Origin of the sequence: Skermanella rosea, assembly GCF_016806835.2 — a bacterium.
Lineage (GTDB): Bacteria > Pseudomonadota > Alphaproteobacteria > Azospirillales > Azospirillaceae > Skermanella > Skermanella rosea.
In genome coordinates, this window is sequence record NZ_CP086111.1 from 2,462,516 (window position 1) to 2,488,456 (window position 25,941).

26 protein-coding genes are annotated in these 25,941 nt (G+C 68.4%); 16 read left to right on the forward strand and 10 right to left on the reverse strand.

From position 1 onward, the window contains the following. Positions 1-36 precede the first annotated feature (36 nt). Genes JL101_RS11265 through JL101_RS11275 form a run of 3 tightly spaced genes read left to right on the forward strand, consistent with a single transcriptional unit; the run spans position 37 to position 3,645 of the window. Entirely contained in the window at positions 37-1,623 is a 1,587-nt protein-coding gene (locus JL101_RS11265; protein ID WP_203095146.1) for an ABC transporter ATP-binding protein, read from the forward strand. After that, the gene (locus JL101_RS11270) at positions 1,613-2,716 is read left to right on the forward strand and encodes an ABC transporter permease (protein WP_201080089.1); all 1,104 of its coding nucleotides are present in this window, start codon (positions 1,613-1,615) and stop codon (positions 2,714-2,716) included. The genes JL101_RS11265 and JL101_RS11270 overlap by 11 nt, the downstream gene beginning before the upstream one ends. Next, on the forward strand, positions 2,713-3,645 hold the full coding sequence (locus tag JL101_RS11275) for an ABC transporter permease (protein WP_203095147.1): 933 nt from the start codon (positions 2,713-2,715) through the stop codon (positions 3,643-3,645). Before JL101_RS11270 ends, JL101_RS11275 begins: the two co-directional genes overlap by 4 nt. A 162-nt stretch (positions 3,646-3,807) precedes the next feature. Here the strand turns inward: JL101_RS11275 and JL101_RS11280 are convergent, their stop codons facing one another. Continuing rightward, positions 3,808-3,999, reverse strand: a complete 192-nt coding sequence (locus JL101_RS11280) for a hypothetical protein (protein ID WP_203095148.1) — start codon at positions 3,997-3,999, stop codon at positions 3,808-3,810. Between the two features lie 204 nt (positions 4,000-4,203). Between JL101_RS11280 and guaB the strand changes: the two genes are divergently transcribed. Then, on the forward strand, positions 4,204-5,679 hold the full coding sequence (gene guaB / locus JL101_RS11285; RefSeq protein WP_203095149.1) for an IMP dehydrogenase: 1,476 nt from the start codon (positions 4,204-4,206) through the stop codon (positions 5,677-5,679). Here guaB and JL101_RS11290 read toward each other — a convergent pair. Then, positions 5,676-6,227 (reverse strand): hypothetical protein, encoded by a 552-nt coding sequence (locus JL101_RS11290; protein WP_203095150.1) that lies wholly within the window; start codon positions 6,225-6,227, stop codon positions 5,676-5,678. The genes guaB and JL101_RS11290 overlap by 4 nt on opposite strands. Continuing rightward, entirely contained in the window at positions 6,224-6,805 is a 582-nt protein-coding gene (locus tag JL101_RS11295) for a hypothetical protein (RefSeq protein ID WP_203095151.1), read from the reverse strand. Before JL101_RS11295 ends, JL101_RS11290 begins: the two co-directional genes overlap by 4 nt. Positions 6,806-7,073: 268 nt before the next feature. Between JL101_RS11295 and JL101_RS11300 the strand changes: the two genes are divergently transcribed. Genes JL101_RS11300 through guaA form a run of 4 tightly spaced genes read left to right on the forward strand, consistent with a single transcriptional unit; the run spans position 7,074 to position 11,106 of the window. After that, entirely contained in the window at positions 7,074-8,390 is a 1,317-nt protein-coding gene (locus tag JL101_RS11300; RefSeq protein WP_203095152.1) for an RsmB/NOP family class I SAM-dependent RNA methyltransferase, read from the forward strand. Beyond that, positions 8,387-8,947, forward strand: coding sequence for a GNAT family N-acetyltransferase (locus tag JL101_RS11305; protein ID WP_203095153.1), 561 nt, complete (start codon positions 8,387-8,389; stop codon positions 8,945-8,947). The genes JL101_RS11300 and JL101_RS11305 overlap by 4 nt, the downstream gene beginning before the upstream one ends. Next, positions 8,938-9,486 (forward strand): GNAT family N-acetyltransferase, encoded by a 549-nt coding sequence (locus tag JL101_RS11310; RefSeq protein ID WP_203095154.1) that lies wholly within the window; start codon positions 8,938-8,940, stop codon positions 9,484-9,486. The genes JL101_RS11305 and JL101_RS11310 overlap by 10 nt, the downstream gene beginning before the upstream one ends. Before the next feature lie 48 nt (positions 9,487-9,534). Further along, positions 9,535-11,106 carry a glutamine-hydrolyzing GMP synthase gene (guaA, locus tag JL101_RS11315; protein WP_201080105.1) on the forward strand — a complete coding sequence of 524 codons (1,572 nt, stop codon included), beginning with the start codon at positions 9,535-9,537 and terminating at the stop codon, positions 11,104-11,106. Positions 11,107-11,551: 445 nt separating this feature from the next. On the opposite strand, the gene JL101_RS11320 is transcribed toward guaA, so the two are convergent. Continuing rightward, complete coding sequence (locus JL101_RS11320; RefSeq protein ID WP_203095156.1) at positions 11,552-11,992, reverse strand: type II toxin-antitoxin system VapC family toxin; 441 nt, start codon at positions 11,990-11,992, stop codon at positions 11,552-11,554. Between the two features lie 12 nt (positions 11,993-12,004). Further along, positions 12,005-12,259, reverse strand: coding sequence for a FitA-like ribbon-helix-helix domain-containing protein (locus tag JL101_RS11325; RefSeq protein ID WP_203095157.1), 255 nt, complete (start codon positions 12,257-12,259; stop codon positions 12,005-12,007). A gap of 47 nt (positions 12,260-12,306) precedes the next feature. On the opposite strand from JL101_RS11325, the gene JL101_RS11330 reads away from it, so the two are divergent. Then, complete coding sequence (locus JL101_RS11330; RefSeq protein WP_203095158.1) at positions 12,307-12,462, forward strand: benzoate/H(+) symporter BenE family transporter; 156 nt, start codon at positions 12,307-12,309, stop codon at positions 12,460-12,462. 48 nt (positions 12,463-12,510) lie between these two features. Here the strand turns inward: JL101_RS11330 and JL101_RS11335 are convergent, their stop codons facing one another. Beyond that, a complete protein-coding gene (locus JL101_RS11335; RefSeq protein ID WP_203095159.1) occupies positions 12,511-13,446 on the reverse strand; it encodes a LysR family transcriptional regulator in 936 nt (311 codons plus the stop codon). 106 nt (positions 13,447-13,552) lie between these two features. Between JL101_RS11335 and JL101_RS11340 the strand changes: the two genes are divergently transcribed. Continuing rightward, positions 13,553-14,359 carry an SDR family NAD(P)-dependent oxidoreductase gene (locus JL101_RS11340; RefSeq protein WP_203095160.1) on the forward strand — a complete coding sequence of 269 codons (807 nt, stop codon included), beginning with the start codon at positions 13,553-13,555 and terminating at the stop codon, positions 14,357-14,359. A 17-nt stretch (positions 14,360-14,376) separates the two neighbouring features. On the opposite strand, the gene JL101_RS11345 is transcribed toward JL101_RS11340, so the two are convergent. Then, complete coding sequence (locus JL101_RS11345; RefSeq protein WP_203095161.1) at positions 14,377-16,944, reverse strand: YbcC family protein; 2,568 nt, start codon at positions 16,942-16,944, stop codon at positions 14,377-14,379. Then, the gene (locus JL101_RS11350; RefSeq protein WP_203095162.1) at positions 16,941-18,593 is read right to left on the reverse strand and encodes an NADH-quinone oxidoreductase subunit L; all 1,653 of its coding nucleotides are present in this window, start codon (positions 18,591-18,593) and stop codon (positions 16,941-16,943) included. The genes JL101_RS11345 and JL101_RS11350 overlap by 4 nt, the downstream gene beginning before the upstream one ends. A gap of 100 nt (positions 18,594-18,693) precedes the next feature. Between JL101_RS11350 and JL101_RS11355 the strand changes: the two genes are divergently transcribed. Then, entirely contained in the window at positions 18,694-19,599 is a 906-nt protein-coding gene (locus JL101_RS11355) for a LysR family transcriptional regulator (protein WP_203095163.1), read from the forward strand. A gap of 25 nt (positions 19,600-19,624) precedes the next feature. Here JL101_RS11355 and JL101_RS11360 read toward each other — a convergent pair whose 3' ends face one another. Both JL101_RS11360 and JL101_RS11365 read right to left on the reverse strand, forming a co-directional pair. Next, on the reverse strand, positions 19,625-19,828 hold the full coding sequence (locus JL101_RS11360; protein ID WP_203095164.1) for a hypothetical protein: 204 nt from the start codon (positions 19,826-19,828) through the stop codon (positions 19,625-19,627). A gap of 38 nt (positions 19,829-19,866) precedes the next feature. After that, positions 19,867-20,079 carry a hypothetical protein gene (locus JL101_RS11365; RefSeq protein WP_203095165.1) on the reverse strand — a complete coding sequence of 71 codons (213 nt, stop codon included), beginning with the start codon at positions 20,077-20,079 and terminating at the stop codon, positions 19,867-19,869. Between the two features lie 204 nt (positions 20,080-20,283). Between JL101_RS11365 and JL101_RS11370 the strand changes: the two genes are divergently transcribed. The 5 genes from JL101_RS11370 (at position 20,284) to JL101_RS11390 (ending at position 25,933) form a co-directional block, all read left to right on the forward strand. Then, positions 20,284-20,553: a hypothetical protein gene (locus tag JL101_RS11370; protein ID WP_203095166.1), complete on the forward strand. Its 270-nt coding sequence runs from the start codon at positions 20,284-20,286 to the stop codon at positions 20,551-20,553. A 10-nt stretch (positions 20,554-20,563) separates the two neighbouring features. Further along, on the forward strand, positions 20,564-23,815 hold the full coding sequence (locus JL101_RS11375) for a PAS domain S-box protein (RefSeq protein ID WP_203095167.1): 3,252 nt from the start codon (positions 20,564-20,566) through the stop codon (positions 23,813-23,815). An 82-nt stretch (positions 23,816-23,897) separates the two neighbouring features. Then, complete coding sequence (locus JL101_RS11380) at positions 23,898-24,344, forward strand: YybH family protein (RefSeq protein WP_203095168.1); 447 nt, start codon at positions 23,898-23,900, stop codon at positions 24,342-24,344. Between the two features lie 17 nt (positions 24,345-24,361). Continuing rightward, positions 24,362-24,772 carry a VOC family protein gene (locus tag JL101_RS11385; RefSeq protein WP_203095169.1) on the forward strand — a complete coding sequence of 137 codons (411 nt, stop codon included), beginning with the start codon at positions 24,362-24,364 and terminating at the stop codon, positions 24,770-24,772. Positions 24,773-24,955: 183 nt separating this feature from the next. Continuing rightward, positions 24,956-25,933, forward strand: coding sequence for a YeiH family protein (locus tag JL101_RS11390; protein ID WP_228435407.1), 978 nt, complete (start codon positions 24,956-24,958; stop codon positions 25,931-25,933). The last annotated feature ends 8 nt before the right edge of the window (positions 25,934-25,941 follow it).

Consider the following 25,941-nt stretch of genomic DNA (forward strand, 5'->3'; position numbering starts at 1 on the left):
AGGGAACAGGGTCCCGACGAACTGGGAGAGTGAAACATGACCAACGATGCCGGCGGGGTTCCTCCCCGCCTCGAGCTTCGCGGAATAACGAAACGATTTCCCGGCGTCGTCGCCAACGACGGCGTCGGCTTCTCGGTCCAGCCGGGCGAGATCCATGCGCTGCTGGGGGAGAACGGCGCCGGCAAGAGCACGCTGGTGAAGATCATCTATGGCGTGCTCCATGCCGACGAGGGCGAGGTGCTGTGGAACGGGCAGGCCGTCCAGCTTGCCAACCCGCACGCGGCGCGCCGGCTCGGCATCGGCATGGTGTTCCAGCATTTCTCGCTGTTCGACGGCATGACGGTGCTGGAGAACATCGCGCTGGGGCTGGAAGGCAAGCCCGACATGCGCAGCCTGTCCGGGCGGATCGTCGAGGTGTCGCAGGCTTATGGGCTGCCGCTGGACCCGAGGCGCGAGATCCACACCCTGTCGGTCGGCGAACGCCAGCGGGTCGAGATCGTGCGCTGCCTGCTCCAGGACCCCAAGCTGCTGATCATGGACGAGCCGACCTCCGTGCTGACCCCGCAGGAGGTCGAGCGGCTGTTCGGCACGCTGCGGCTGCTGGCGTCCGAGGGCTGCTCCATCCTCTACATCAGCCACAAGCTCCAGGAGATCAAGGACCTCTGCGACCACGCCACGATCCTGCGCGGCGGCAAGGTGGTCGGGGAGTGCGACCCGGCGGTGGAATCCACCCGCGGCATGGCGCAGATGATGATCGGCGCCGAGCTGAAGACGCTGGCCCGGCGCGGGACCCGGCCCAAGGCCGCCACCCGGTTTACGGTCGAGGCGCTGGACCTGCCGACCGACCAGCCGTTCGGGACCACGCTGAAGCGCGTCGGGTTCGAGGTCGCGGCGGGGGAGATCTTCGGCATCGCCGGCGTCGCCGGCAACGGCCAGAACGAGCTGATGCGGGCGCTGTCGGGCGAGCTGACGGTCGGGAACCCGACAAGCATCAGGCTGGACGGCAAGCCGGTGGGCGACCTGGGCGTCGAGCGCCGGCGTGCCCTGGGCCTGTGCTGCGTTCCAGAGGAGCGCAACGGCCACGCCGCGGTGCCCGACATGAGCCTGGCGTCGAACGCGCTGATCAGCGCGCGGAACCGCATGAAGCTGGCGCTGCGCGGCTGGATCAGGCGGGACGCGACGCGGGAATTCGCCGAGCGGATCATCCAGGAATTCGGCGTGAAAGCGCGCGGGCCTGACTCGGCGGCCCGGAGCCTGTCCGGCGGCAATCTTCAGAAATACATCGTCGGCCGCGAGATCCTCCAGGCGCCCGAGGTTCTGGTGATCGCCCAGCCGACCTGGGGCGTCGATGCGGGTGCCGCCGCGGCGATCCACCAGGCGCTGTTCAACCTGGCGCAGAACGGGGCGGCGATCGTCGTGGTTTCCCAGGACCTGGACGAGCTGCTGACCCTGTGCGACCGGCTGGCGGTGCTGAATGTCGGCACGCTGTCGAAGGCGATCGACACGGCGGATGCCTCTCTGGAGGAGATCGGGCTGCTGATGGGCGGCCTGCACGGGATGTCGGCCGACGTGCCGGCAACGCACGGGCCGGAGAACAAGGGGGGCTCCCAGCATGTCGCTTAAGTTCGAACCGCGGCGGGAGATCCCGAAGTCGCTGGTCTACGGCACGCCGCTGCTGGCGATCGCGCTGACCATCCTGTCGGGATACCTGCTGTTCATGTTCCTGGGGCTGAACCCCGGATCGACCCTGTACATCTTCCTGGTGTCGCCGCTGGAGACCCAGTTCGGCCTTGCCGAGCTGGCGGTGAAGGCGGGGCCGCTGATCCTGATCGCGACGGGGCTCGCCATAGGCTTCAGGGCCAATGTCTGGAACATCGGGGCCGAGGGGCAGCTGACCATCGGCGCGATCTTCGGCGCCGGCGTGGCCCTGGCCTTCTGGGGCGACGAGGGCTTCTGGATCCTGCCGCTGATGTTCGTGGCCGGTGCCCTGGGCGGCATGCTGTGGGCGGCGATCCCGGCGTTCCTGAAGACGAAGTTCGAGGTCAGCGAGATCCTGACCAGCCTGATGCTGACATATGTCGCGACGCTTGTGCTCAGCATCCTGGTCCATGGGCCGTGGCGCGACCCGGAGGGCTTCAATTTTCCGCAGAGCCGGCTGTTCACCGAGGCGGCGATCCTGCCCATCGTCCTGGAAGGCACCCGGCTGCATGCCGGCGCGTTCGTGGCACTTTTCGCCGCCGTGGCGGCCTGGGTCCTGCTGACCCATACGGTGACCGGCTTCCAGGTCAAGGTGGTCGGGCAGGCGCCCATGGCGGCCCGCTTCGCCGGCTTCAGCCAGAAGGGCACAGTGTGGCTCAGCCTGCTGCTGGGTGGCGCCCTGGCCGGGCTGGCCGGCATGATCGAGGTGGCCGGACCGATCGGCCAGCTGACGCCGCAGCTCACCCCGGGCTACGGCTTCACCGCGATCATCGTCGCCTTCCTGGGGCGGCTCAACCCGCTGGGGATCATCCTGGCCGGGCTGGTGATGGCGATCTCCTACATCGGCGGCGAGAACGCCCAGGTCTATGCCCAGCTGCCGCAGGCGGCGACCGGCGTGTTCCAGGGGATGCTGCTGTTCTACCTGCTGGCATCGGACTTCCTGGTCCGGTACCGCATCCGTTTCCAGTCGGCCAGGCACCAGGCCGCCAAGCCCCGCCGGGAGGTCGCCGCCACATGATCGATTTCCTCGTCCTGATCGCGGTGTCAGTGGTGATCGCCGCGACGCCGATGCTGTTCGCCGCCGTGGGCGAGCTGGTGGTGGAGCGCTCCGGCGTGCTGAACCTGGGCGTCGAGGGCATGATGCTGATCGGCGCGGTGGTCGGTTTCGGCGTGACCATGACGACCGGCAGCGCTGTCCTGGGCATCGGCTCGGCGGCGTTGGCCGGTGCTGCGCTGGCGCTCGTCTTCGCGGTTCTGGTGCTGACCCTGATGGCCAACCAGGTGGCGACGGGCCTCGCCCTGACCATCTTCGGGATCGGGCTGAGCGCCCTGGTCGGCGCCGGCTTCGTCGGCATGCCGATCGCCGGGCTGCCCAAGCTGGACATCCCCGGAGTCAGCGACCTGCCGATCGTGGGGCCGCTGCTGTTCCAGTACGACGCGATGGTCTACCTGTCGGTGGCGATGACCCTGGCGGTCGGCTGGTTCCTGAAGCGGACCCATGCCGGCATGGTGCTGAGGGCGGTCGGCGAGTCGGCGGAATCCGCGCATTCGATCGGGCATCCGGTGATCGGGGTGCGCTATCTGGCGACCCTGTTCGGCGGCGCCATGGCCGGGCTGGGCGGTGCGTTCCTGTCGCTGTCGGTGACGCCCATGTGGGCGGAGAACATGACGTCGGGACGCGGCTGGATCGCGCTGGCGCTGGTGGTGTTCGGATCGTGGCGGCCGGGCCGGGTGCTGCTGGGCGCCTATATCTTCGGCGGAGTCACGATCCTCCAGCTCCACGCGCAGGGCAGCGGCGGGCTGGGCTTCGGGCTGCCGGGGCAGGTGTTCACCATGCTGCCGTACCTGGCGACCATCGCGGTGCTGACGATCATCTCGGCCGGCCCCTGGCGCGGCCGGTTCCAGGCGCCCGCCTGCCTGGGACAGCCTTTCCGCCCGTCGGTGTGACGGGGGGTGTGCCTCGACTTTCCGTTCGGTTCATCAACGGGCCGGACGGAAAGTCGATATTTCCATCCGCTATCCTTCAGGACTCCGTTGAATGCGATGAGGGTATATTTGGAGCCCATTCTTCCGATCAGTCAATGCGGTGCCGGGTTTCTGCCAACAGGTTCAGATTTCTTCCCACCGGTCCGCATACTCCGGGCGTCGCCTGGCCTCGACCAAGGTCATCAATTCGTCGTGGTGGCGGCTCAGGTATTCGGCAAGGCTGCGGGGAGGGGGCGGCTCTTCGTGCGAGGCTGCCTCGCGCATATCTCGCGGCCCCGGGCTGCCGGATCGGTTCAACAGGAAATGATACGCCATCCATCGCACTCCTTGCCCGGCGAATTTACCACTTTATAGAAGTCTGGAGCAAGGCTTCCCGGATATGCGAACCATCTGTCGGCTGACGCCCGGGGACTTCGGGGAGCGACCGGGCGAGCCCTGCGTTTGCCGCAAGGCAACGTAGACTTCACAGGCCGCGTTTCCTGTGTATAGTGCCGCAAATTTTTCGCCAGGAGACGGTTAATGGCCCAGATAGCGCAGTTCCGCGAAGCCCTCACCTTCGACGACGTCCTGCTGGTGCCGGCCGAATCCTCGGTCCTGCCGGCCCAGACGGACACCCGCACCCGGCTGACCAAGACGATCGAACTCGGCATTCCGCTGATGTCCGCCGCCATGGACACGGTGACCGAAAGCAGCCTCGCCATCGCCATGGCGCAGGCCGGCGGCATCGGCGTGCTCCACCGCAACATGGATATCGAGCGGCAGGCGGACGAGGTCCGGCGGGTCAAGCGGTTCGAATCCGGCATGGTGGTCAACCCGATCACGATTGAGCCGACGGCCTCCCTGGCCGACGCCCTGGGCCTGATGGCGAACTACCGCATCTCCGGGATTCCCGTGGTCGAACAGCCCTCGGGCAAGCTGGTCGGCATCCTGACCAACCGCGACGTCCGCTTCGCCTCCAACCCGCAGCAGCGCGTCTCGGAGCTGATGACCAGCGAACGGCTGGTGACGGTCCGCGAAGGCGTAGACCGGGAGGAGGCCAAGCGGCTGCTCCACCAGTTCCGCATCGAGAAGCTGCTGGTGGTCGACGACGCCTACCGCTGCATCGGGCTGGTCACCGTCAAGGACATCGAGAAGGCGCAGCTCCACCCCAACGCCTGCAAGGACGAGAAGGGCCGGCTGCGCGCCGCCGCCGCGACCGGCACCGGCGAGGACGGGCTGGCCCGCGCCGAGGCGCTGTTCGACGCCGAGGTGGACGTGCTGGTGGTCGACACCGCCCATGGCCATTCCCGCAAGGTGATGGAGCAGATCGAGCGGGTGCGCCGGCTGTCCAACTACACCCAGGTGGTCGCCGGCAACGTCGCCACGTCGGAAGCCGCCAAGGCGCTGATCGGGGCCGGCGTCGATGCGGTGAAGGTCGGCATCGGCCCGGGATCGATCTGCACGACCCGGATGGTCGCCGGCGTCGGCGTTCCGCAGCTGACCGCGGTGATGGACGTGGTGGAGGAGTGCCACCGCCAGGGCATCCCCGTCGTCAGCGACGGCGGCATCAAGTATTCCGGCGACCTCGCCAAGGCGATCGCGGCCGGCGCCGACTGCGCGATGCTGGGCAGCCTGTTCGCGGGCACCGACGAGAGCCCCGGCGAGGTGATCCTTTACCAGGGCCGGAGCTACAAGAGCTACCGGGGCATGGGCTCGGTCGGCGCCATGGCGCGCGGTTCGGCCGACCGGTATTTCCAGCAGGAAGTCCGCGACACCATGAAGCTGGTGCCCGAGGGCGTCGAGGGGCGCGTGCCCTACAAGGGCCCGGTCGGCGGCGTGATCCACCAGCTGGTCGGCGGGCTGAAGGCGGCCATGGGCTATACCGGCAACAGCACCATCCCGGAGATGCAGACCCGCTGCAATTTCGTGAAGATCACCAACGCGGGCCTGCGCGAGAGCCACGTCCACGACATCATGATCACCAACGAGGCGCCCAACTACCGCCGCGACCTCTAGGCGGCGGTCGGCTGGGACGGGGTGCCGCCGGACGGCGTCCCGTTCGGCGCCGTGGCGACCTCGATCTTGAAGCCGCGGCTGGGCGGGAAGCGCGTGGCGGCCTTCTTCACGGCGCGCTCCATCGTCGTCGCCCAGACCAGGAAGCGGAGGTTGCCGCTCCAGTTCTCGTTGCCTTCCTCGCCGGTCGCTTCGGGCAGGGCTCCGCCGCCGCCGGAGATGACGACGATCCAGCGGTGATCCTCGGGCAGCCGGCGCTCGTCGAGGACGACCAGGCGGTTGTCGCTCTTGCGGATGGACTTGAGCTTCTCCTCCAGCTTCGCCGCCTCCGCCGTCAGGCGGTCGACCAGGAGGTCGCTGTCGGCGGCCTTGCGCTTGGCGGTCCTGCAGCCCTTGGCCGACTCGCGGATCGCCGCGACCTGCCGCGCCCGGTCCCGCTGCAGGCCGTTGACCACATGGCGGGCGACCGCGATCTTGTCCAGCGCCAGGCGCAGGCCCATCAGCACGCCGAGATAGCCGGTGAAGAAGGACAGGATGTAGGTGGTGATCATGCGGCCGCCCCCTTGCCATCCGCCGCCGCGCCGGAAGGCTCTTCAGGTTCGATCATCTCGATCAGGATGAAGCCGAGGCTGACCGGGAATCGGCTGTCCAGGCTGGCCTTCGCCTCCGGCAGGTTCTGGGCCCAGATCTCGACATGCTGTGCCCGCGCCCAGCTGCCGTCGAGCAGCCCATGCGGGCGCCCTTCGCGCAGTGCCGCCTGCACATGGCGGTTGACCATGACCGCCTTGAACAGCCGGCAGCCGGGCCGCTTGCGGCCGACGATCCGGATCAATTCGTCGTCCCGCTGCTGCAGTTCCTCCAGCTTGGACTGGAACTGGTCGATCTGGCGCTCGACCGAGCGGCGTCGGGCCTCGCTCTGAGCCAGGGCGATGCGCAACCTGGCCCGGCGCTGCTCGAAGGCGGGCAGCAGCGGGGCGCAACGCTTGAGCTTGGTCCGGGCGCGGGTCGCGGCGGCGCTCGTGAGGATCATGCGCGACCAGGCCTCGCCCCCCAGGCGGGCCACGAAGAATCCGACCATGCCGGACAGTCCGGCGAACATGATATCAGTGACGATCTCGACCGGCGACATAGCCGACGCACCATTGAAGTTATTACCAAATCGTGCTCGCTCCCGAATGATGGTGCGCCGCACCATCATTCGGTCATAGGACTATGGGGTTAGTCCGCCCGCGCGGCAATACATCATCGAAGCTTCTTCATGCCGCAGTACCCAGGGCGGCACTTTCATGGCCCGTTCGTGGCGCCGGAACGACGAAAGCTGTTGCGTGGCGGCGTTTCATCGCCCATGTCACACCTTCGCGTTTTTCCCGTGCCCACGTCCGATCAGCAGAGACAAGATGACCCCCGGCGCCCGCCTGCAAGCCGCCATCGAACTCCTCGACGAGGTGGAGTTGACCCCGCGTCCGGCAGACGCCGTGATCAGCGCCTTCTTCCGTGCGCGCCGATTCATCGGCGCCAAGGACCGCGCCGCCGTGGCCGAGACGGTCTACGGCGTGCTGCGCCGCCACGCGCGGCTTCGCTGGTGGTTCCAGCATGCCGGCGGCTTCCCCGTCACGGCGCGCACGCTCCTGATCGCCGACCAGATCCTGGCCCAGGGGCGGCCGGCCGACCACCTGGACAAGCTGTTCAGCGGCGGCCGATTCGCGCCGGCCCAGTTCAGCCAGGGGGAGATCCGGCTGGCCAACAAGCTGGAGGGCCACACCCTGGACCACCCCGGCATGCCGGAGGAGGTGGCTGTCGAATGCCCGGACTGGGCGGCCGGGCACCTGCGCGAGTTCTTCGGCGACCGGTTCGTGCCGGAACTGGCGGCCTTGCTCGATCCCGCCCCGCTCGACCTCAGGGCGAATCCGGTCAAGGCGGACCGCGACGCGGCGCTGGCGGCGCTGGCAGCCGCCGGGATCGAGGGCGAGCCGACCCGCTGGTCGCCGTTCGGCATCCGGATCCACGGGCGGCCTCCCCTGGCCTCCACCGATGCGTTCAAGAGCGGGATGGTCGAGATCCAGGACGAGGGGTCGCAGCTGATCGGGCTGCTGACCGACGCCAAGCCCGGCCACCAGGTGGTGGATTTCTGCTCCGGCGCCGGTGGCAAGGCGCTGGCGATCGCGGCCGGCATGCAGAACAAGGGCCGGCTGGTCGCCTGCGACGTGCTGGAGAAGCGGCTGAAGCGCGCGGCGGAGCGGATCCGCCGCGCCGGCCTCCACAATGTCGAGACCCGGGCGCTGTCGAGCGAGCGCGATCCCTGGGTGAAGCGCCACAAGGGCAAGTTCGACCGCGTCCTGGTGGACGCGCCCTGCACCGGGACGGGCACCTGGCGTCGCAACCCGGACAGCCGCTGGCGGCTGCTGGGGCCGGGGCTGGAGGAACTGGAGAAGCTCCAGCACGGCATCCTCGACTCGGCGTCGCGGCTGGTGAAGCCGGGCGGGCGGCTGGTCTACGCGACCTGCTCCCTGCTGCCCCAGGAGAACGAGCGGCAGGTCGAAGCCTTCCTGGCGGCCCATCCGGACTTCGCGGTCAAGCCGGTGGACGAGCTTTGGACGAGCGCCGTCGGCACCGCCAGTCCGGGAACCGGCCCCTTCATGCGCCTGTCGCCGGCGCGCCATGGCACGGACGGCTTCTTCGCCGCCGTGCTGGAGCGCGGGAGCGCCGCCGAATGATCGGGCGGATCCGGCGCGCACGGCTCGACGATGCCGCCGCGATCGCCTATGTCCACGTGGCCGGCTGGCGCGAGACCTATCCCGGCATCGTCCCGGACCGCACGCTGGCCGCCATGGACGTGTTCAGCCGCACGCGGTACTGGGCGCAGGTGCTGGACAACAAGCGGAACCGGATCGACGTGTTCGTGGCCGAGATGCCGGTGGACGGCGAGGATCGGGTCGTCGGGTTCGGCGTCACCGGACCGGAGCAGGTCGGCCTAGCCGATTATTCCGGGGAGTTCCACGCGCTCTATGTCCTCCAGGTCGGACAGGGGCGCGGGCTGGGCACCCGGCTGATGACCACCATGGCGGCGAGCCTGGTGCTTCGGGGCATGACCGCCTGCACCGTCTGGGCCTTGCGCGACAATTTACGCGCCCGGCGTTTCTATGAGAAAATGGGCGGCGTGCTGGTGAGCGAGCGTCCGCTGATGTTCGACGGCACGCGGGTGATGGAAGTAGCCTATGGGTGGTCCGACGTGACGCCGCTGGCGCGGCGAAGTGAGGAGGCATGGCGCTGATCCGTCCCGCCCGTCCGGAAGACGCGGCGGGCATCGCCGAGGTTCATGTCGCCAGTTGGCGAACGACATATCCGGGCATGGTGCCCGACAGCTACCTGCTCGGCCTATCCGTCCCGGGTTACACGCACCGCTGGCGCAGGATCCTGGCCGACCGGTCCCGCATCCATGGCAGCTTCGTCGCCGTGGAGCCGCCGGCCGAAGTCGTGGGGTTCGCATCCTGCGGGACCCAGCGGACCGCCATCGAAGGTTATGGCGGCGAATTCTACGCGCTTTATCTTTACGACCATGCGCAGGGCCGGGGGATCGGCCGCCACCTTATGGCCGCCATGGCGACCGAACTGATCAATTACGGGATGAACTCCGCGGTGGTCTGGGTGCTGGCGAACAACCCGTCGCGCTGGTTCTACGAACGCCTGGGCGGCTGCCGGCTGGCCGAGAAGATCGTTCCCTTCGCCGGTGCGGACCTGACGGAGGCGGCCTATGGCTGGCGCGACCTGGCACCGCTGGCGCGCTTGTCCGCGGACCCTCCGGTGCGCTAACACACGATTTTACGAAGCAAGACCTTCCCACGCTTGAAGCGAGTAGACATGACCGCCCCCCTTTCGAACGACCTGACCGCCGATCGCGTTCTCATCCTGGATTTCGGGTCCCAGGTGACCCAGTTGATCGCCCGTCGGGTGCGCGAGAGCGGCGTCTATTGCGAGATCCATCCGTTCAGCATGGCGCCGGAGAAGGTCAGGGAGTTCGATCCCAAGGCGATCATCCTGTCCGGCAGCCCCGCCTTCATCTCGCAGGAGAACTCGCCGCGTCCGCCGCAGGAGGTCTTCGAGCAGAAGGTGCCGGTGCTGGGCATCTGCTATGGCCAGCACGTGATGTGCGCCCAGCTGGGCGGCGAGGTGACCGGCTCCGAGCACCGCGAATACGGCCGCGCCTATGTGGACGTCAAGGAGCCCTGCGCGCTGTTCGAGGGCATGTGGGAGCTGGGAGCCCGCGAGCAGGTCTGGATGAGCCACGGCGACCGCGTCACCCGGCTGCCGGAAGGCTTCCGCGCGGTGGGGCAGAGCGACGGCGCGCCGTTCGCCGTCATCGCCGACGACGACCGGCATTTCTACGGCGTGCAGTTCCACCCCGAGGTGGTCCATACCCCGCACGGCGCCCAGCTGCTGAGGAACTTCACCCACCATGTCGCCGGATGCCGGGGCGAGTGGACGATGGCCGCCTTCCGCGAGGAGGAGATCGCCCGCATCCGCGCCAAGGTCGGCAAGGGCAAGGTGATCTGCGGCCTGTCCGGCGGCGTCGACAGCTCGGTCGCGGCGGTCCTGCTCCACGAGGCGATCGGCGACCAGCTGACCTGCATCTTCGTGGATACCGGGCTGATGCGGTCCGGCGAGGCGGATCAGGTCGTCACCCTGTTCCGCGACCACTACAACATCCCGCTGATCCACCGCGACGCGTCGGACCTGTTCCTGGGCAAGCTGGCCGGGGTGTCGGACCCCGAGCGGAAGCGCAAGATCATCGGCGCCACCTTCATCGACGTGTTCGACGAGGAGGCCCACAAGATCGGCGGCGCGGAGTTCCTGGCGCAGGGCACGCTGTACCCCGACGTGATCGAGAGCGTGTCGCTGTCCGGCGGCGGCATGACGATCAAGTCGCACCACAATGTCGGCGGCCTGCCCGAGCGTATGAAGCTGAAGCTGGTGGAGCCGCTGCGCGAACTGTTCAAGGACGAGGTCCGGAAGCTGGGACGGGAACTGGGCCTGCCCGAGAGCTTCATCGGCCGGCACCCGTTCCCCGGGCCGGGCCTGGCGATCCGCATCCCCGGCGACATCACGCCGGAGAAGCTGGCTATCCTGCGCAAGGCCGACACGATCTACCTGGAGGAGATCCGCAACGCCGGCCTCTACGACGCGATCTGGCAGGCCTTCGCGGTGCTTCTGCCGGTACGGACAGTCGGCGTGATGGGCGACGAGCGAACCTACGACTATGCCTGCGCGCTCCGGGCGGTGACGTCGGTGGACGGCATGACGGCGGACTACTACCCGTTCGACCACGAGTTCCTGGGCCGCGTCGCGACCCGGATCATCAACGAGGTGCGGGGCATCAACCGCGTCACCTACGACATCACCAGCAAGCCGCCGGGCACGATCGAGTGGGAGTGATTCCTGCCAATCCGAGTGTCTTCGAAACGCCGCCAGAATGCGACGCAACCACCTGTAAGAAGTAGTATAGTGCACCGATACCCATCGGGAGCTATCGGTGGGCATGATTCGCGTTCGGCGGTCCCGTTGATGGACTCCGCCCCGTCCTGATTGTCCGTAGAATCGACAGTACCGTCATGAGACTTATGCATGAGCGGCGAGATCAGCGGCAATACGCTTGCGAATTGACTTTAACGCTGCTTCAGACTCAGGGCCGTGGCGTCTCACCGCGTCGGAGACGACCGCCGCCAAGCCTGCACCGCCGATCGCAGCACCAACCGCCGCCTCCGCCCCACCGCCGAATGCCAGCCATCCGCAGGTCGCAGCAAGCGCAGTCGCCCTTTCCACGCAGTTTTCAAAGAATGCCATGTCAGACCCCTACCCATAGCAGGTACAGCGGAGTCGTTCATTCACGGTCTGCGTCAGGGTCAATCCATGTCCAAGGATCGATCACCGTCAGGCCTGCGGCATTGAACGCGCTCGTGTCGCGCGATGCCACGGCGAAACCATGCGCAGCGGCGATCGAGGCGATGTACCCGTCGGGCGTTGGGAAGCCCTTCCCAGCCGCGCGTGCCTTGACGGCGAGATCGGCATAGCGCCGCGCTGCCGGGGTATCGAATGGCAGGATGCGGGCGGCAAAAACGTCCAACACGTCGTCGAGCGCAGCGGCCAAGGCGTTCTTGCGCCTTCCGGCTGGCAATGCACCAATGCCGAACAGAAGTTCGGCGACGGTGATGCTTGAAAGAAACAGCGTCTCGGCCGACTGTGCATCGAGCCATTCGCGCACCCGAGGATGCGGTTCTCGCGTCATCGCTTCCGAGACGACGTTAGTATCCAGCAGGATCATTCGGGCATCCCGTCATTCAAACTTCATGGGCTCGGCAGGACGCGTATCCCGGACCTGTGCAATGGCTTCGATGTCAGCATTGGCGATGTCGTATTTCTGCCCGATCTCCCGCAAAACCGTGCCCAGCAGCAAGCGGCCCTCGGGACGCACGGCGGCCTCGAGGATGGCGCGCATCTCCGCTTCGGCGCTGCGATTGTGCTGGGCGGCGCGGACTTTCAGGGCGCGATGTGCCTCCTCGGAGAGGTTGCGAATGGTGACAGCGGCCATGATGGCATCCTCCACGAAATGACTACGATGCTATCAAAATAGGGTAGTTGATAGCATCTTTCCAGGGTGATGGCGGCGCCCACCCGGCGCGGGTTTACGTCGCCGCGATCAGCGCAGGCGTGTTCTATCCGCTGTTCGGAACCATTGCGACCACCCTCGTCCGACTGTTCGCAGCCTGGACGCTCCATCTGATCAACCTCTGAGGATCATCACGCATCCCAGGCTCGGAACATCAGCCGGTTATGGTGAGGTCAGATATCCGATATCCGAATGGGAGTGAGGACAGCGTCCGACAGCAGCGGATCGGCCCGGAAGCCGGCGGCGAGGAAATCGACCACCGCCCGAACCTTGGGGGACGTGAAGCGCCGGGAGGGCCATACTGCATGGATGGGGAGGCTCTTCGGCGCGAAGTCCGGAAGGGCGATCTCGACGCGGCCGGTGCCGATCTCGTCGCCGAACAGCCAGACCGGGCATACCGCGATGCCGATGCCGGCAAGCACCGCTTCCCGAACCGCCTCGGAATTGTTGGCTTTCACATTGCCGCGCACCCGCACCGCCGTTCGGCCCGCCGGGCCGTCGAACAGCCATTCGTCGCCCGTCGCCAGGTAAGTATAGACGATGCAGTTGTGCCCAATGAGATCCTGGGGTTGGGTCGGCCTGCCCCGGCGCTCGAAATAATCGCGCGAGGCGACCGTGACGCGCCGGGTGACTCCGATCCTCCTCGCGATCAGAGTGGGCTCGTCCAGATCGGCGATCCTGATCGCGACGTCGAGCCCGGCTTCCACCAGGTCGGCGGCACCGTCGCCCATCACCAGGTCGATCTCCAGCGCCGGATGGAGATCCATCAGCGCCGCGAGGCGCGGAACGACGTGCAGGCGGCCGAAAGCGACGGGGGTGCCCAGCCGGACCACGCCGGTGGGCGCCCGGCGCCGATGGCCGAACGCCTCCTCGAAGGCGGCGGCGTCGTCCAGCAGGTTCCGCGCCTGTTCCAGCGCGAGGCGGCCGTCCTCGGTCAGCGAGAGTTGCTGGGTCGAGCGCTGGAACAGCCGCGTTCCCAGCCTTTCCTCCAGCGCGGCGACCGACTTGCTGACCGTCGGCTGGGTCAGGCCGAGGTCGCGGGCGGCAGCCGTGAAGCCGTGCAGCTCGGCGGCGCGGGTGAAGATTCGGAGCAGAGTCAGCAGATCCATGGTTCATGCCGTACAGGAATGAAGCTTGTTCCAATACCACATCTTCATTGCCAAGAAGAATGGGAGGATGTTTCAGCCGGAACCTGCTTCGGAAAAGGACATCGTCATGGATCTCGCTGGAAAACGGGTGCTGGTCACGGGTGGATCGAGCGGCATCGGCCTGACTCTCGCCCGGTCGCTGGGCGCGCGGGGAGCCCGGCTCGTGCTGGCGGGGCGGCGCGAAGCCCCGCTTCGGGAGGCGGCCCAGTCGCTCCGGGCCGAGGGGGTCGAGGTGGAGACCGTGGCCGGCGACGTGGCCGACCCGGCGGCGCGCGCGGCCTTCCTCGACGCCGCCGTCAGGGCCTTCGGCGGCCTCGACATCCTGGTCAACAATGCCGGCGTGGTCCGTGCCGGCCGCCTGGAGTCGATGGACGAAACCGAGATCCGCGCCATGGTCGAGGTCGACCTGCTGGCCCCGATCCTGCTGACGCGCGCGGCGCTGCCCCTGCTTCGTGCGTCGGGCGAGGCGATGATCGTGAACGTCGCGTCGGCGATAGCCCTGGTCGGCGTCCCGTTCTACGCGGTCTATGCGGGTGCCAAGGCGGGGATCGGCCGCTTCGGGGAAGCCTTGCGCCGGGAACTGGCGGGCGAGGGCATCCATGTCCTGACGGCCTATCCCGGCGCGACCGACACGCCGATGATGCGGTCGAACAATGCCGGTCCCGAGCTGGGTTTCAGCAAGGAACCCGTCGAGGCGGTCGCCGAGGCGATCGTGGCGGGAATGATCGCCGACGCCCTGGAGATCGTGCGCGGCGGTGAGACCCGGGCGCAGATGCTGGAGACCAACCGCACCGATCCCGCGGCGCTCGACCGGCGGTTCCTCGGCCTCAAGCCCGCCCTGGAGGAGGCGGTGCGCGGCCACAAGGCGCTCTGAGGCCGCGCCGTCTCGGATCAGTCCAGCGCCTCCCACGTGAGGGCGCCGCGATAGCGGTGGGAGACCCGGCCCGACTCCGACATGGCGAAGAGGTGGATCCAGGCGTTGTCGACGAGGTTGCGGACCGTTTCATGCTTCGCGATCACCCCGTCGATCGCCTGGACGGGCGCTTCGATGAAGGCGTTCAGGCGGAGCGGTTCATGGATGAAGCGGGTGCCGTCATGGACCGACTGCCAGGGCAGGCCGACCTTCAGGTCGCCCGCATTCCCCTCCAGGACGCCCAGGGTCCCGGTCACGTTGTGGAGCACCTTGTTGCCGCTGCCGAAGACCCTGTTGTTCACCGTCGAGCCGTAATATTGCAGGTTGATCCAGCTTGCGACCACCAGCGGCGCCGTCATGATCAGGGTGAGCACGGCGAAATCCGCGTCCTTCCGCCAATCATAATTGTGCAGGAAGGCCCGCCCGCCGAGGTCGATGCCGCAGGTGCGTCCGCGCGGCGCCGCGATGAAGGCGGCGTTGCCGGCAAGGCCCCATTCCGGACGCACCTGCGCCCAGTCGCGGCTTCGGCCGATCACGGCGGCATGGACACCGGGCGCCCGCGGGGAAAGCCCGAGCAGGGCCGACCGTTCCAGGCGGGCAAGCTCGGAGGCCCGCGCCAGCCATCCGCGCAGCCGCTCCAGGTCTTCCGCGTGGGATTTCGGAACCTCGTCGGCGTCGTGGATGGTGACCTCGTCCGTCGTCGTGTCGTGCAGGCAGCCCAGGAACCAGGTATCCTCCGGCACCGCGATGCCGCGTTCCTTCAGGCCGGCGCGGACACCCGGATCGTTGAGGATCGCCGCGGCGACGCGGGCGTTCGCCTCGCCGGTGTGGCCGCCGCAGGCGCCGCAGTCCAGCCCGGAGGCATGCGGGTTATTGACGGTCGTGCTGCCGTGCCCGGTCAGCATGACCAGCCGCGCGAACCCCTCCGTCAGCGACATGGCGCGCAGCACGGCTTCGGCCATGGCGACGCGCTGCCCGTCGGTGAAGCCGGTCTGTCGCCCCCCGACGGTGCGCGGAGCGAGGCGCGGCCCGATCCGGCCGACGGTGGAGCGGTCCAGGCCGTCGGTGTCGGGATCGCTGACGGTCCGGGTGAGCCCGGCGCCGTCGCTCAGCATCTTGGCGCCGAACAGCAGGCCCGCCGTCTCCACGTAGGTGAAGGACGACACCGCGGAGGTCTTGAAGGATTTCCAGGCCTTGGCCGCCCGGCGGCGCAGCAGGCGCAGCCCCAGGATCTCCGTCTCCTCCTCCTCCGAGGCCTGCTCGACCGCCTCGCAGACGACGAAAGCCGGCTTTAGCAGGACCGGGCATTGGGCGCCGCCGGTGACGCGGCCGATCGGCACGTACTCGATGGGAAAGCCGAAGAAGCCGGCGAAGCCGACGGTTTCGGCTTCGGGACAGGCGGTTTCCAGCGCGCGCCGGTAGACTTCGGAGCGAACGTCGATGCAGAACGCCGCCTGGAGCCTGCTGCGGCCTTCCGGCGGGCGGGCCCGGCCGGCCCGAGTGCCGCCCGCCGCGAGCCGGGACAGCAGACGGCGCTGGTAGCCGGATTCGTAGGCATCCTGGAGGATCAGGTCGACGGCGAGGTCGGGATCGTCGCCGGGCCGCCCGTCCTGCGGCAGGACCGCCGCCTCGTCCATCGCGCGCCGCCAGGCATCGGTGAAGGCCGGATCGGTCCGTTCGAGGAAGAGCGCGTAGCCCCAGGCGACCCGGATCGCCAGGAGATGGACCAGGGTATCGTCCCGGCGTCCATGGAGTTCGTTGTTCCAGACCAGATAGCGCGCATAGGCAGCCCAGCCGCCGATGTCGAACAGCGCCCGGTGCAGGTAGTCCGCGACGGCGCGGGCGGGAATCCCGAGATTCCCGACGACGGCGGCGATCGCCTCCACCGGGTCGTCGGGCAGGCCGGCGACGGCCTTGCGGAACCCCCGGATGCCCATCGCCTCCGGGTTGCGGTCGTGGCGCATGGATGCCCGCCAGGCCGGATAGGGGCGCAGATGGCGCGACGGCAGCCGCCAGTTCGCCTGTCCCTCGTCGAAATAGGCCGCGCACCATTTGGAGATCTCGTCGATCATGAACGACGTGCGCGAGGCCTGCCGGTCACCGGCGGCCAGCATGTCGAGGATCTCGGCGACGGTGGCGACGACCGCCCTGGGACGGCTGCCGAGAGGGTCGCGGGCCAGCGCCTGCTTCAGGGCCGGAAGGTCGGCCGGCCGGCCGGCGCCTTCCGGCATGGCGGCGAGTGCCGCTTCCAGATCCCGGTCGTCCAGCGCGCCGTCCGCCAGCGCCTGCCGATAGAAGCTCCGGGGCATCAGCATGTCGGTCCGCGCGACCCGCCGCAGGGTGGCGCAGGTGGCCGCGAAGCTCTGGCCGGAGAATCCGAGGAACGGATTGACCGCGACGAAGTGCTTGAGCGGCCAGAGCGGCGCTATCCTGCCGCAGGCCGTGGATATCGCCGCCAGCAGGGCAGCCCGGTCGGGGCCCGTGATGCCGGTCCCGGTGCCGACCTCGGCTTCGATCGCGGGCGTGATGGCCAAGGCGATGCTCATCTGTGCGCTCCGTTCATGCAAGTGGCGGCCTGGGACGTGGACCGGCCCGGCGGAAGGCCGGGCCAGAAGCGCAGGACCAGCCGGTTGGCGATCGTGTTGACGTAGAAGCCGTTGGCGATGTGGACGTGGAGCGCCTGCCAGCGCGGTTCCCCGGCGTGGCGGGGCATCAGGTTCTGGAACACCGTCAGCGCGCCGAAACCGAGCACGACCGCCGCGACGATCGCGTAGTCGAGCGGGCTTCCCGGTCCCTGGACCGCCGGGAGCGACCCGGCGAGCAGGCGCTCGGCACCGAACTGCAGGGCGAAGTAGGCCGTGGCGACCAGCACCGCGAGCGCCGCGGCCCGGCCGATGACATATCCCGTCGGCCGCTCGTCGATCGCGCCGGCGATCAGGTGGACGAGGCCGAAGAGCATGATCGCGCCGAGGGCGAACACGCCCGGCTTTTCCGCGAGGCTCGCGCCGGACAGCGTTCCGATCACCAGCACCGCCGCCAGGACCGCGGCGACGGCCATCGTCATCCGCGCGGGGTGCAGCCTGCCGCCCGGGCTGGGCGACCAGGACGCCCGCGCGATGTCGATCACGCTGCCCGAAGACAGGAAGGCATGGGCCTTGTAGAGCGAGTGGGCGACGATGTGCAGCAGAGCGGCGGAGTAGGCGCCCAGCCCGCATTGCAGCATCATGAAGCCCATCTGGGCGATGGTGGAGTAGGCCAGCGACACCTTCACCGAGGTCTGCGTCAGCATCACCACGGACCCGAACAGGGCGGTCAGCCCGCCGACCACGGCCAGGAGGTGGAGCGAGGGCATCGACAGCGAGATCACGTCCGCGAGGCGCAGCACCAGGAAACCTCCGGCATTGATGATGCCGGCATGCAGGAGGGCGGATACGGGGGTGGGCGTTTCCATCACCTCCGTCAGCCAGCCGTGGAGCGGGAACTGGGCCGACTTGAGCAGGGCCGCGACGACCAGCAGGAGGGCGATCCCATGGACCGAGGCGGACTGGACCGGGTCCGTCCCCGAGTCCCGAAGGGCGTCGGCGGCGGCGAAGATCCCGGCGTAGTCCAGGCTGCCGAAAACCCGGTGGATCAGCACCATCGCGGCGATCAGGCAGGTGTCGCCGATGCGGCTCGCCAGGAACTTCTTGCGCGCCGCCAGCACGGCGGCGGGCCGTTCGCCGTAGAAGACCAGCAGGCGGTGCAGGCCGACGCTGGTCCCGACCCAGGCGAGGGCGAACTGGAACAGGTTGCCGGAGACGATCAGCAGCAGGACGGCGGCGAGGGTCACGCCCAGCCATCCCATGAAACGGGCGTGGTTCGGGTCGCCGTCGAGATACCTGGCGCTGTACCGGATCACGACGGCGCCGACGAAGGCGACGAGGACCAGCATCACCGCGGTCAGGCCGTCCAGGTAGATCCCGAAACCCACGCCCGCGATGCCGACGGTCCCGGTCCGCAGCGTTCCATGGACGGCCCAGGCCGCCGCGGCCGCCAAGGCGACGGCCAGCGCCGCGAGGCTGGCGGCGAACGCGGGTCCGGCCGCGGAGCGGCGGGTCCGGTCGGAAGAGGGGGCCGATGACGAAAGGGACGGCATCGCGACCGCGATCAGAAGGAGCGGTCCGGCGGCGCAGAGCCAGAGGAGTGATGTGTGCATGGTCGGCTCCGGTGAGAGGCGACCGCTGGATTATCCCGAACCTCGACTTCTATAAAATAGAAAGATTGAATGATATCGTTCGCTTTTATGAAAGGACGCCATGCCAGCGCTGAATTATCGCCATCTCCGCTATTTCCGGGCGGTCGCCCATGAAGGCAACCTGACGCGAGCGGCGGAGCGGCTGAACCTGTCCCAATCGGCGCTCTCCGTGCAGCTTCAGAAGCTCGAGCTTCAGCTCGGGCATCCTCTGTTCGAGCGGCAGGGCAAGCGCCTCGTCCTGACCGAAGCCGGGCGGATCGCGCTGGACTATGCGGATACCGTGTTCCAGGCCGGCGAGGAACTCCTGAGCACCTTGCAGGGGCGCGGCGGGCAGAGCAGGCAGATGCTTCGGGTCGGCGCCATCACGACACTCTCCCGGAACTTCCAGATCGAGTTCCTGCGTCCGCTGATGGCGCGCCGGGATGTCGGCATGGTGGTCCGCTCCGGGACGATGGGCGAGCTGCTGGCCCGGCTGGAAGCCCACGAGCTCGACCTGGTCCTGTCCAACCGTCCGGTGCAGCGCGATGCGCGGACACCCTGGCACAGCCACCTGCTGGACGTGCAGCCGGTCAGCCTGGTCGGCCGCCCCGGCCCGGAAGCGGCGGGCTTTTGCTTTCCGCGGGACCTGGCGACCAGGCCGGTGCTGCTGCCCAGCCTGGACAGCGATATCAGGACAGGTTTCGATCGGATCCTGGAGGTCGCGGGCGTGCGGCCGGTCATCCTGGCGGAAGTGGACGACATGGCCATGCTCCGCCTCATGGCGCGCGAGAGCCCCGGATTGGCGCTGGTCCCGCCCATCGTCGTGCGCGACGAGTTGCAGGCCGGCGTCCTGGTCGAATGGTGCCGGATCCCCGACGTCAGGGAAACCTTCTACGCCATCGCGCAGAGCCGCCGCTTTCCAAACCCGCTGATCGCCGGCCTGCTGTCGGGGAGGGGCGGCCCCCAGGATGCGGAGGGCACCCCTTAGCGGCCGGGGCGCCGGTCGCGGCGGTTCAGCGTCGATCCCGCCACGCCTCCTCCTGCTCCCGCTCGAATTCGAAGGTGCCGTAGGCGGACCGCCGGGACTGGCGCTCGCGCTGCTCCTGCGTCATGCCGGACCTGCTCGCCGACTCGAAATACTCCTCGTCGGACTGCACGCAGCCGGACAGCGGCACGGCGAGAAGCGATGCCAGGAATATCAGGGTGATCGTACGCATTGCCTGGGAACCCCGTGCTGGATGGATTCTCGCGGGGCTCAACAGGTGGACAGGGTCAAGGTCATGCGGTGATCTTCGCCCGGGGACGGGCCTTCCAGCCACTGCGGCGGGTCCTGGAGCGGCTGCTCGGCCCCGGCGGGGGGCGCCTCCGCCACGCGATTGTCGTTGGCCTGCCAGTGATAGGCGATATCCATCAGCAGGTCATCCGGGATGTCCTGGTTGAGGATGGTATCAAGATCGTACCGCGCCATCTCCCCACCTGCGTTGCCCAACTTGGTCACAGCTTCAACAATCGGAAACGCATTTTCGCCCTTCCGATCGCGACATTCTGTGATCCATCTCTCACTTCGTCGGCAAGTGCCCGGGAAAAAGGGATTAGCGGGCACCCCGAAAGCGCAGTGGCAAGGAGGCCGGCGGCCGCTGTATTGACCTTCGGAACCATAGAAACCATCGTCATGAAGACATTCTTCCCGATCCGGCACATCGACGTCGCTGCAACCGGAAACGTCAATGGATCGGACGCATACTATCGCGTCGCCTTCGGGATGGAACACCGGGGCGATGGTCACGCCTATGTCTACAAGGTGCTGGTCTGCAACGGCGGAAAGGTCTCCGGCCGACTGAACCCGGCCTTCCTCCATGGCAGCGACGACTTCGCCAGGGTCGCCCGGGCCATGGCCGACCTGTCCGACCAGATCCGCGCGAGCGGCCTGGCCTCCTCCTGAGCAGGCGCCCGTGACACAACCCGCTCCGAGCGAGAACGCACTCGCTTACCGTCTGCGCCAGCAACGCCTGCTCGCCGATTTCGGTTTCCACGCGCTGCGCTGCCGTGACCTCGACGCCCTGCTCCAGCGCGCCACCGAGATGTGTGCCGAGGGCATGGCCACGCGCTTATGCAAGATCCTGGAGTGGCAGCCGGCGGAGGATCGGCTGCTGGTCCGGGCCGGGGTCGGATGGGCCGCGGGGCTGGTCGGCCACGCCATCGTCGGCGCGGACCTGGAGTCCCCCGCCGGTTTCGCGCTGAAAACCGGGACGCCCGTCATCTCCAACCATCTCGCGGGAGAGACCCGGTTCCGGACACCGCGGCTGCTGGCGGAACACGGCGTCCGGCGCGCGATCAACGTCGTCATCCGCGACGGCGTCGCCGAATGCCCGTTCGGCGTGCTGGAGGTGGACAGCCCGGACCCCGGCCATTTCGAGGAGGACGACATAGCCTTCATGCAGGGGTTCGCCAACCTGCTGGGCGTCGCGATCGAACGGCAGAAGGCGGAGGACGGGCGGAACAGATCGCACGAGCACACGTTGGAGATCCTGGAAAGCATCAGCGATGCCTTCTACGCGGTCGACGGCGCGTGGCGGTTCACCTACGTCAACAGCAAGGCGGAAGAGTGGTGGGGGCGCCGGCGCGAGGACCTGATCGGCCGGGTGTACTGGGAGGAGTTCCCCCAGGCGGTCGGCAGCGAAGCCTACGACGCTCATCAGGAGGCCATGCGCCTGCGGCGGAAAGTCCGGTGCGAGACGATCTCGCCGATCCTTCGCCACTGGGTCGACATGGACATCCATCCGACCGCCACCGGTGGCCTGTCGGTGTATTTCCGCGACGTGACGGAGCGCCGCCGGACCCAGGAGGCCCTGCGGGAAAGCGAGGATCGCCTGCGTTTCGAGCGGGAGTTCCTGGATACCCTGATCCGGCGCGCTCCGGTCGGGATCTCCATCGCGAACGCTCCGGCCGGGGAGGTCGTCACGTTGAACGACAAGGCCAAGGAACTGATCGGCCACGACGTGCTCGGCAGCGGCCTGGAACGCTATTCGACTTACGGCGCCCTGCATCCCGACGGCAGGAACTATGAGGTCGAGGATTATCCCACCGTCCGGGCCCTGACGCGGGGCGAGTTCGTCGACCGCGAACCGATGATCTATCTGCTCGGCGGGCGGTCGGGGCACAAGCGCCGGCGTCTGCAGGTGAGCAGCACGCCGGTGCGCGGTGCCGACGGCGCCGTCGCCGCGGCCATCACCGTCCTGGTGGACGTGGAAGACCAGCACCGGCGGGCCGAGCAGCTCCAGGCGCTTGCCGACGCGTGGCTGGCCGTGACCGCGGCTCCCACGCTTGCCGCGACCCTGGCGGAGATCGCGGCGGCGGCCCGGGAGATCGCCGGCGTCGGCCAGGCCACGGTGAGCCTGACCGGGGAGGAGGGCCGGGACGAGGCTGCCGGCGCGCCGGCGCGGGATTCCAGGAGGCCGCTCCGGCTGGCCGGATCGAAGCTGGCCATGCCGCTGGTATCCGGCCGAGGCCGCCGTCTCGGCATGGTCCAGGTGTCCGGCAGGCTGGACGGCGGGGCCTTCGGCGCGGACGACGAGGCGATGCTGGTCCAGCTCGCCCATCTCGCCTCCGCCGCCATCGAGCAGGCCCAGTCCGAGGAGGAACTGCGGCGCTTGAACGAGACGCTGGAGGAGCGCGTCGCCGAGCGGACGCGGGAGCGTGACCGGCTTTGGGAAGTGAGCGAGGATCTGCTCGTCGTGGCCGATTACGGCAGGCGGCTGCTTCGGGTCAGCCCGTCCTGGTCGCGGCTCCTAGGCCATGACGAGGCCGCGCTGTTGGCACGGCCCTACCCGGACATCATCCATCCCGATGACGTCGACGCCGTATCGGCGCACCTGGAGGCCTTGCGCTCCGGTCGCCAGCCCGTGCGGTTCGAGAACAGGATCAAGGCGGCCGACGGGTCCTGGAAATGGATCGCCTGGGTCCTCTCGGCCGATCCCAACGGCGAGTATCTGCACGGCGTCGGCCGCGACGTGACCGCCGAGAAGGCCGCCACGGACGCCCTGCGGGTTGCCGAGGAACAGCTTCGCCAGGCGCAGAAGATGGAGGCGCTGGGTCAGCTCACCGGAGGGGTGGCCCACGACTTCAACAATCTCCTGCAGGGGATCGGCGGCAGCCTGGAGGCGGTGGAGCGGCGGCTGGAGGCCGGGCGGACGGACATCGGGCATTTCTGCCGCGCCGCCCGCCTGTCGGTCGACCGGGCGACGACGCTGACCCGGCGCCTGCTGGCGTTCTCCCGGCGGCAGCCGCTCAACCCCGAGGTCGTGGACCTGAATGCGCTGGTGACCGGCATGCGGGATCTGGTCCGGCGGTCGGTCGGCGAATCCGTGCGGGTCGAGACCGCCCTCGAGGAGCAGATCTGGTACGCCTGGGCCGACGCGAACCAGATCGAGAACGTCCTTCTCAACCTGGCGATCAATGCGCGCGACGCCATGCCGGACGGCGGGCTGCTGACGATCCGGACGGCGAACGCCTTCCTGGACGATGAGTCCTCGCCGGACGGAGCCGGGGTCCAGGCCGGGGACTATGTGATGCTGGCGGTCACGGACACCGGCAAGGGCATGCCGCCGGAAGTCCTGGCGCGCGCCTTCGAGCCATTCTTCACCACGAAACCGGTCGGCCAGGGTACCGGCCTCGGTCTCAGCCAGCTCTACGGCTTCGCCAGGCAATCGGGAGGGCATACCCGGATCGACAGCAGCGAGGGGCGGGGAACGAGCGTGAAGCTCTACCTGCCGCGCCATGGGGGCGTACCGGAGACGGAGGCGGAGCCCGTCGCGGAGCCCGCCTCGAGCCTGGAGACCCAGGGAACCATCCTCGTCGTGGAGGACGAGATGATCGTGTCCATGGTCCTGGTCGAAACCCTGGAGGAGCAGGGCTACACGGTGCTCGAAGCCGCCGAGGGGCAGTCCGCGCTTCGGATCCTGGAAGGTCCCGCTGCGATCGACCTGCTGGTCACCGACGTCGGGCTGCCGGGCATCAACGGACGGCAGCTCGCCGAGATGGCGAGGGTGCTGAGGCCGGCGCTGAAGGTGCTGTTCCTGACGGGCTATGCGCGCCCGGCAACCGATGGCGACGCCTTCTCGGGACCGGACACGGGGCTGATCAGCAAGCCGGTCGCGATGGACTCCTTCCTGGCCAAGGTCCGGTCCATGACGAAACGGGGCTGAGGGAAAATCGTCGCCGGGCATGTCGGCGCCACGCTCTCTCCCGCGTCCTTGGGGCGGTGAACACGGGCAGGGGAGAGCGGAGATGACGGACCAAGGCAAAGATGATGATGATGCGATTCGCGGGGTGTTGCGCGATCGGGCGGGCGCGATCCGCGCCAAGGACGCCGGCGGGGCCCTCGCGGTTTTCGCGGCCGATGCCGTGACATTCGACTTGGCGCCTCCCCTGGCGAAGGCCGGTCCGGATGCGCTGGACTGGTCGGGCCTGGAGGACTGGTTCGCGACCTGGCGCGGTCCGATCGGCTACGACCTCGCGGATTTCTCCGTGGCGGTGGACGGCGACCATGCCTGTTGTCACGGCTTCGTCCGGATCAGCGGTACCAAGGCGGATGGCGAGGAGGTTTCGGTCTGGGCAAGGCAGACCTTGTTCCTGCGGCGATTCACCTCTTCGTGGCTGATCGTCCACGAGCATACATCGGTTCCGTTCCACATGGACGGCAGCTACAGGGCTGCCGTCGACCTGAAGCCCTGATCCGGGAGATTTCGACGATGAGCGAAGCTGTTGCGAACGCACCTGTCCTGGGAGGCGTGGTGCCGTATCTCATGGTCGACGGCGCGATCCGGGCGGCTGGGTTCTACGAACGGGCTTTCGGCGCGGTGGAGATCGCGCGCCAGCCGGCCGACGACCAGGGCCGGACGATGCATGTCCACCTGCATGTGAACGGCGGGTCCGTGATGCTGCACGATCCTTATCCGGAGTACGGCCAACCCCTGAAGGCACCCCAGGCCTTCACGCTGCACATGAAGGTCGACGATGTCGAGGCATGGTGGCGGCGGGCCGTCGATGCCGGGGCGGAAGTGGTGATGCCGCTGCAGGACATGTTCTGGGGGGATCGGTACGGGCAGCTCCGTGACCCGTTCGGCGTGATCTGGTCGCTCGGAGCGCCGATCCCGACCTGAGGGCCGCAAACCGTTCGATTTGATCGAACGGAACAACTCATGCAATGAGTTGGATCGATCGATGCATGCCTGCGATCATGGGGCCGGACCAGAAGGAGCCGTCCCATGAGCGCAGCGACACCGGCAACCTCTGTTCCGACCCTCGGGGGCGGAGCCCGGAGCGGACAAGGGCGGAATCCCGGCGTGTGGCCGGGCCTTTTACTGGCTGCGGCGGTCGCGCTGGCCGCCTTCGCCCTGGGCCGGGTCCCCGGCCTGACCGGGTTGAGCCCCCTGATACTCGCCATCGTGATCGGCATCGTGTTCCGCGCCGTGGCCGGGATGCCGGCCACGGCGCGGCCGGGCGTCGTCCTGTCGATGCGGGGCCTGCTCCGGCTCGCCATCGTCCTGCTCGGCCTTCAGCTGACGGCGGGGCAGGTGGCCGAGGTGGGGGTGGCCGGCATCGCGGTGATCGTGGCGACGGTCGCCTGCACCTTCGGGTTCACGGTCCTGCTGGGAAGACTCCTGGGCGTGGAGCGTGGACTGACCGAGCTGATCGCGGCCGGCACCTCGATCTGCGGGGCTTCCGCGGTGGCCGCCGCCAATACGGTGACGCGCGCGCGGGACGAGGACGTCGCCTACGCGGTCGCCTGCGTGACCCTGTTCGGCTCGGTCGCGATGGTCGTCTATCCCGTGCTGGCCGGACCGGCCGGCCTCGACCCGCATGCCTATGGGATCTGGGCGGGAGCGTCGATCCACGAGGTGGCGCAGGTGGTCGCGGCCGCTTTCCAGGGCGGGAGCGAGGCCGGGGAGATCGGCAGCGTCGCGAAGCTGTCCCGCGTCATGATGCTGGCGCCGGTCGTGGTCGCCTTGAGCCTGCTGGCATCGAGCAGGGTGCGCCGTGGCGGCTATGCCCGTGGCCAGGGCCGCGCGCCGGTGCCGTGGTTCGTGCTGGGGTTCATCGGGATGGTCTGCGTCAACAGCGTCGTCGCGATCCCGGCGGAGGCGAAGGCGGCCGTCGCGGCGGCCACCACTTTCCTGCTGGCGCTGGCGCTGGCCGGCATGGGGCTGGAAACCGATCTGGCCAGGCTGCGTGCCAGGGGCCTCCGGCCACTGGTCCTGGGAGGTGCCGCCTCCCTTTTCATCGCCGGCTTCAGCCTGGGACTGATCAAGGCTTTCCTGTAAAGAAGCCG

Coding starts and splice junctions, on each gene's coding strand:
- JL101_RS11265 (WP_203095146.1), top strand. CDS start 37: ATGACCAACGATGCCGGCGGGGTTCCTCCCCGCCTCGAGCTTCGCGGA.
- JL101_RS11270 (WP_201080089.1), top strand. CDS start 1,613: ATGTCGCTTAAGTTCGAACCGCGGCGGGAGATCCCGAAGTCGCTGGTC.
- JL101_RS11275 (WP_203095147.1), top strand. CDS start 2,713: ATGATCGATTTCCTCGTCCTGATCGCGGTGTCAGTGGTGATCGCCGCG.
- JL101_RS11280 (WP_203095148.1), bottom strand. CDS start 3,999: ATGGCGTATCATTTCCTGTTGAACCGATCCGGCAGCCCGGGGCCGCGA.
- guaB (WP_203095149.1), top strand. CDS start 4,204: ATGGCCCAGATAGCGCAGTTCCGCGAAGCCCTCACCTTCGACGACGTC.
- JL101_RS11290 (WP_203095150.1), bottom strand. CDS start 6,227: ATGATCACCACCTACATCCTGTCCTTCTTCACCGGCTATCTCGGCGTG.
- JL101_RS11295 (WP_203095151.1), bottom strand. CDS start 6,805: ATGTCGCCGGTCGAGATCGTCACTGATATCATGTTCGCCGGACTGTCC.
- JL101_RS11300 (WP_203095152.1), top strand. CDS start 7,074: ATGACCCCCGGCGCCCGCCTGCAAGCCGCCATCGAACTCCTCGACGAG.
- JL101_RS11305 (WP_203095153.1), top strand. CDS start 8,387: ATGATCGGGCGGATCCGGCGCGCACGGCTCGACGATGCCGCCGCGATC.
- JL101_RS11310 (WP_203095154.1), top strand. CDS start 8,938: ATGGCGCTGATCCGTCCCGCCCGTCCGGAAGACGCGGCGGGCATCGCC.
- guaA (WP_201080105.1), top strand. CDS start 9,535: ATGACCGCCCCCCTTTCGAACGACCTGACCGCCGATCGCGTTCTCATC.
- JL101_RS11320 (WP_203095156.1), bottom strand. CDS start 11,992: ATGATCCTGCTGGATACTAACGTCGTCTCGGAAGCGATGACGCGAGAA.
- JL101_RS11325 (WP_203095157.1), bottom strand. CDS start 12,259: ATGGCCGCTGTCACCATTCGCAACCTCTCCGAGGAGGCACATCGCGCC.
- JL101_RS11335 (WP_203095159.1), bottom strand. CDS start 13,446: ATGGATCTGCTGACTCTGCTCCGAATCTTCACCCGCGCCGCCGAGCTG.
- JL101_RS11340 (WP_203095160.1), top strand. CDS start 13,553: ATGGATCTCGCTGGAAAACGGGTGCTGGTCACGGGTGGATCGAGCGGC.
- JL101_RS11345 (WP_203095161.1), bottom strand. CDS start 16,944: ATGAGCATCGCCTTGGCCATCACGCCCGCGATCGAAGCCGAGGTCGGC.
- JL101_RS11350 (WP_203095162.1), bottom strand. CDS start 18,593: ATGCACACATCACTCCTCTGGCTCTGCGCCGCCGGACCGCTCCTTCTG.
- JL101_RS11355 (WP_203095163.1), top strand. CDS start 18,694: ATGCCAGCGCTGAATTATCGCCATCTCCGCTATTTCCGGGCGGTCGCC.
- JL101_RS11360 (WP_203095164.1), bottom strand. CDS start 19,828: ATGCGTACGATCACCCTGATATTCCTGGCATCGCTTCTCGCCGTGCCG.
- JL101_RS11365 (WP_203095165.1), bottom strand. CDS start 20,079: ATGGCGCGGTACGATCTTGATACCATCCTCAACCAGGACATCCCGGAT.
- JL101_RS11370 (WP_203095166.1), top strand. CDS start 20,284: ATGAAGACATTCTTCCCGATCCGGCACATCGACGTCGCTGCAACCGGA.
- JL101_RS11380 (WP_203095168.1), top strand. CDS start 23,898: ATGACGGACCAAGGCAAAGATGATGATGATGCGATTCGCGGGGTGTTG.
- JL101_RS11385 (WP_203095169.1), top strand. CDS start 24,362: ATGAGCGAAGCTGTTGCGAACGCACCTGTCCTGGGAGGCGTGGTGCCG.